Here is a 3,830-nt window from a genome sequence, read left to right on the forward strand (position 1 = left end):
CTTGAACGTCCATGAGGAGTCTGCGAGCTTGAAATAGGCGACCCATCCGGTCATGAACCTTCCCAGCTTCTCCATGCGATGTTCCATAGAGACCCCCCAGGACCTGGAGGTGAGCCTACTGATTTCCCCTTTCAGGCGCTTTACCGCCTTCCGGTCGACCCGAATGCTCACCGGTCCTTTCCCACCGGGCCGGTAGTAGCCGAATCCGAGGAGGGAGGCCTTGAACACCGAGGAGATTTTGGACTTCTCCCGGTTCACCTTCAGCTTCAGCCGCGTCTCAACCCGGATCCACCGGCTGATTCCAGAGTGATCGTTTCGGGGTCGTGCAGGCCGTGTCGAGGCTGGGCTGCGGATTCGGGCGTGGGGTGGCCGCTGGTCTGCCCAGCTCTTCCACTTGTCCACAGGTCTCGGGCCCTTTTCGGGCAGGTCGGTCAGGGAGCGTCAGAGGGCCGGTGGCGCATGCACAGTGCTGAAGAGTCGGGTGAAGTCCTCGCTCCAGGGCCAGCGTTCGGGCAAATGCAGGGTGAGGCGGCGGGCGGAGCGAGCCAAGCGGGCAGGCACGTTGATCAGGTGGTCACGGATGGTGGCGGTGGTCGCTCTGGCATGGAACGTTCCGGCCAGGGCGCCGGCGGCGCGAGTCAGGTTGTGCGCCAGGGCCGCCAGGGCGAGCCAGGCGGCATTGGCCTGGAAATGACCGGACGGCGCGTGAGCGAAGGCGCTGTTCTTGACATCCGCGATCACCTGCTCGACGACAGCATGCCGACGATGATCACGCTCGGCGTCTCTCAAGGAGAGCGGGGAGTCGGTGAACGCGGCGTGGTAACGCCAGGTGTCGAAGAGCGTGCCTTGCCCAGCGGGGACGCTGTCAGGGTTCAGGCGTTTGACGCGGCGTACAATCATACGGGCGGTGACCTGCTGTTTCTTCGGCTTGGATGTGAAGGCGGTGTAGGCGGTCTCGGCGATCTCGGCGTCGGAGATCCAGCACTGGCCTTCCTCGTCCCAGACCGCGTTGGGGTACTTGATCGGCGTCCAGGCGTCTTCGTCGATGGCCGCGATGGCGGCCTTGACGGAGGCGTTCATCCGCACGGTGATGGAGAAGCGCGCGCCCAGAGCCCGGCAGGAGTTCACGACATCGGCGCCGTAGAACGCGGAGTCCGCGCGCATCACCAGCAGGCCACTGGCGCCACAGGCGCGGGCGGTGCGGATGGTCTCGGCCACGAACGCTGCCGCCCCACGTGCGGAGTTCGAGGGTCCCTTGCGCAGCCTGGTGGCGGCGATCACTGGGGCGGACAGGGGTGTGGAGAGGATGCCGAGCAGTGCGTTCAGGCCCTTGACCTTGCTGTATCCGTAGCCGGCGCCCTGTTTGGCGTAGCCGTAGGTGCGGCGGATGGTGTCATCGATGTCCACGTAGGCGACCTGGTCCGCGCCGGGCAGCAGCGGGGTGTGACGGGCCAGTGCGGGCAGGAACCGGCGGGCCACGGCGTGCAGTTGCTTCACATGCCCGTGTGTGAAGGAGCGCAGAAAGGACCCCAGCGTGGACGGGGCCCGCACCCCGGAGAACAGGCGGCCCATCGCGCCGTGCCGCAGCCGGTCCATGTCGTCGATGCTGTCGGCGCCGGCGACCATGCCGCCCACCAGCGACATCAGTTTCGCCGTTGGGAAGGCGCCGGTGCCGTCCTTCGAGGCCGGCAGACGAATGTGCTCCCCGGCCAGCGCGGGCAGACCGCACCGCTCGGCCAGCCGCACCACCGGCTCCAGCCCGCCGTACGCAATCAGGTTCGGATCGTCGAACGCGGATGAGACCGCCGCTGCGGCATGGGAAGATTGCATTACGGAGTGCCTTGCTGATCGTGCCTGATGTGGTCCTAGAGAAACCCCATCATTGCAGGTCACAAGGCACTTCTTCGTTTCGGGAAGAACTATCCACAGGCGTCAAGCCGGCGGATCCGGGCTCAGCGGGAAGGCACGGCCTGCACGTGCAACGGGCGTCCGAGGAGGGAATCGAGGATGTCGCGGGCGGCGATCAGGTCGTCGATTGCCGCTGTGATCCGCTCGCGCTCCTGCGCCAGGCCGTCGATCAGTTCCGGGCACCTCCCGGACAAGACGACAGTGTCATCGATTGCGCAGGGGAGGATCTCCGCAATGGCGGATGTTCCGAGTCCCGCTGAAAGCAGGATCTGGATGCGCCGCACGATCGTGACGGTGCGCTCGTCATAGTCGCGGTATCTGCTCGGCAGCCGCGCCGGCGTGAGCAGTCCTTGTTCTTCGTAGTAGCGCAGAGAGCGTTGGCTTACACCGGTCCGCTGTGACAATTCACCGATCCTCATGAAGTCGAGTCCAGCAGGGCTTGACCTTGCCGTCAATGTGAAGGTCTAGCGTTCAGGGCATGACAGCGTCCGATGAGGAAAACACCCGGCTCGCACCCGTCACCGTGCTCGGCCTCGGCCCGATGGGCCGCGCCCTCGCCTCCGCGTTCCTGGCGGCCCGTCACCCGGTAGCTGTGTGGAACCGCACGCCCGGAAGGACCGGAAACCTTCTCGACCGGGGCGCTAAAGCCGCCGACTCGGTCGAGGACGCGGTACAAGCCGGACAGGTGATCGTTGCCTGCCTGATCGACTATGACGCGGTACGAGCCACGCTCGAACACCCGGTGCAGGGCTGGGAGGGCCGCCAACTGGTCAATCTCACCAGTGGCGAACCGGCCCAGGCCCGCGCGATGGCGGCCTGGGCATCCTCGCGGGGGATTGACTACGTGGACGGGGCGATCCTGACCCCGACCCCCGCGATCGGCACCCCCTCCGCTGCCGTCCTCTACAGCGGTGCCCGCGACGTCCACGAGGCCATCCAGCAGACGATGGCTGCCATCGGCGGCACCGCGATGTATCTCGGCGACGATCCCGGCCGGGCATCCGCCTACGACGTTGCACTGCTGGACATCTTCGCCACCTCGGTAAACGGGATCGTGCATGCCTTCGCCCTCGCATCAGCCGAAGGCATCACACCGGAACAGTTCGCGACGTTCGCCACCGGAATCGGAGGGCTCCTCCCCGAGATGATCAACCGGTTCGCCCAGCAGATCCAGGCCAGCCACTATCCTGGGGATCGATCCACGATCGCTTCCGCGGCGTCAGGGATCACGCACATCATCAACACCGCCACTACCCACGGCATCGATGTGGGCGTGCTTACTGCAGCGAAGGCCATCATCGACCACGCCGTCGCTGACGGCTACGGACCAGAAGGACTCGCACGCCTCACCACAACCCTGCACAAAAGCAGTCGAGCTTAGACAAGGTCTGAGTCAGGGTCGACCCTCATGCCGGCTGAGTGGTGGTGGGCTCGGGCGGCCATCGTCCCGTGCCGCAGCTGGTCCATGTCGTCGATGCTGTCGGCGCCCGCGACCATGCCGCCCAGCAGCGACATTACCTTCGACCCCCGGGAAAGCCCCCGTGCCGTCCTTCGACTTCGGCAGCCCGACGAGTTCATCGGCCAGCGCGGGCAGCCCGCACCACTCCGCCAAGCGCACCACCGGCTCCAGCCCGCCGTACGCGATCAGATTCCGGTCATCGAACGCGGAGGTGACCGCCGCCGCGGCATGGGAAACTTGCATCTCGGAAGTGCCTTGCTGATCGTGCCTGATGTGGTCCTAGATAAACCCCATCATCGCAGGTCACAAGGCACTTTCTCGTTTCCGTAGTGGCTATCCACAGGAATCAAGCCGGTGGATCCGGGCTCAATGAAGACCGTAATCGACCCGAGAACACGGCTTGCCGCCCGCTCAGAGCGCACGAAGACCATGACATCGTCCGCGTATCGCACGAAGCGGAGGC

The 3,830-nt window shown here is 65.6% G+C and carries 5 protein-coding genes; 1 reads left to right on the forward strand and 4 read right to left on the reverse strand.

Annotated elements, in window-relative coordinates; all coding sequences use genetic code 11:
* The 3 genes from EFK10_RS48320 to EFK10_RS45830 form a co-directional block, all read right to left on the reverse strand.
* Window positions 1-258, reverse strand: a 258-nt coding sequence (locus EFK10_RS48320; RefSeq protein ID WP_206305850.1) for a group II intron maturase-specific domain-containing protein, incomplete at its 3' end; no start/stop codon positions are given.
* A gap of 183 nt (window positions 259-441) precedes the next feature.
* Entirely contained in the window at window positions 442-1,830 is a 1,389-nt protein-coding gene (locus tag EFK10_RS45825; RefSeq protein ID WP_127361551.1) for an IS1380 family transposase, read from the reverse strand.
* A gap of 122 nt (window positions 1,831-1,952) precedes the next feature.
* Window positions 1,953-2,327, reverse strand: coding sequence for a MerR family transcriptional regulator (locus EFK10_RS45830; protein ID WP_127361552.1), 375 nt, complete (start codon window positions 2,325-2,327; stop codon window positions 1,953-1,955).
* 59 nt (window positions 2,328-2,386) lie between these two features.
* Here EFK10_RS45830 and EFK10_RS45835 point away from each other — a divergent pair, with 59 nt between their 5' ends.
* On the forward strand, window positions 2,387-3,289 hold the full coding sequence (locus EFK10_RS45835; protein ID WP_127361553.1) for an NAD(P)-dependent oxidoreductase: 903 nt from the start codon (window positions 2,387-2,389) through the stop codon (window positions 3,287-3,289).
* Here the strand turns inward: EFK10_RS45835 and EFK10_RS53685 are convergent.
* On the reverse strand, window positions 3,286-3,423 hold the full coding sequence (locus tag EFK10_RS53685; RefSeq protein ID WP_164836474.1) for a hypothetical protein: 138 nt from the start codon (window positions 3,421-3,423) through the stop codon (window positions 3,286-3,288). The genes EFK10_RS45835 and EFK10_RS53685 overlap by 4 nt on opposite strands.
* Window positions 3,424-3,830: the final 407 nt, after the last annotated feature.

The sequence above is a fragment of the Streptomyces soli genome (assembly GCF_003999195.1).
Taxonomy (GTDB): Bacteria; Actinomycetota; Actinomycetes; order Streptomycetales; family Streptomycetaceae; genus Actinacidiphila; species Actinacidiphila soli.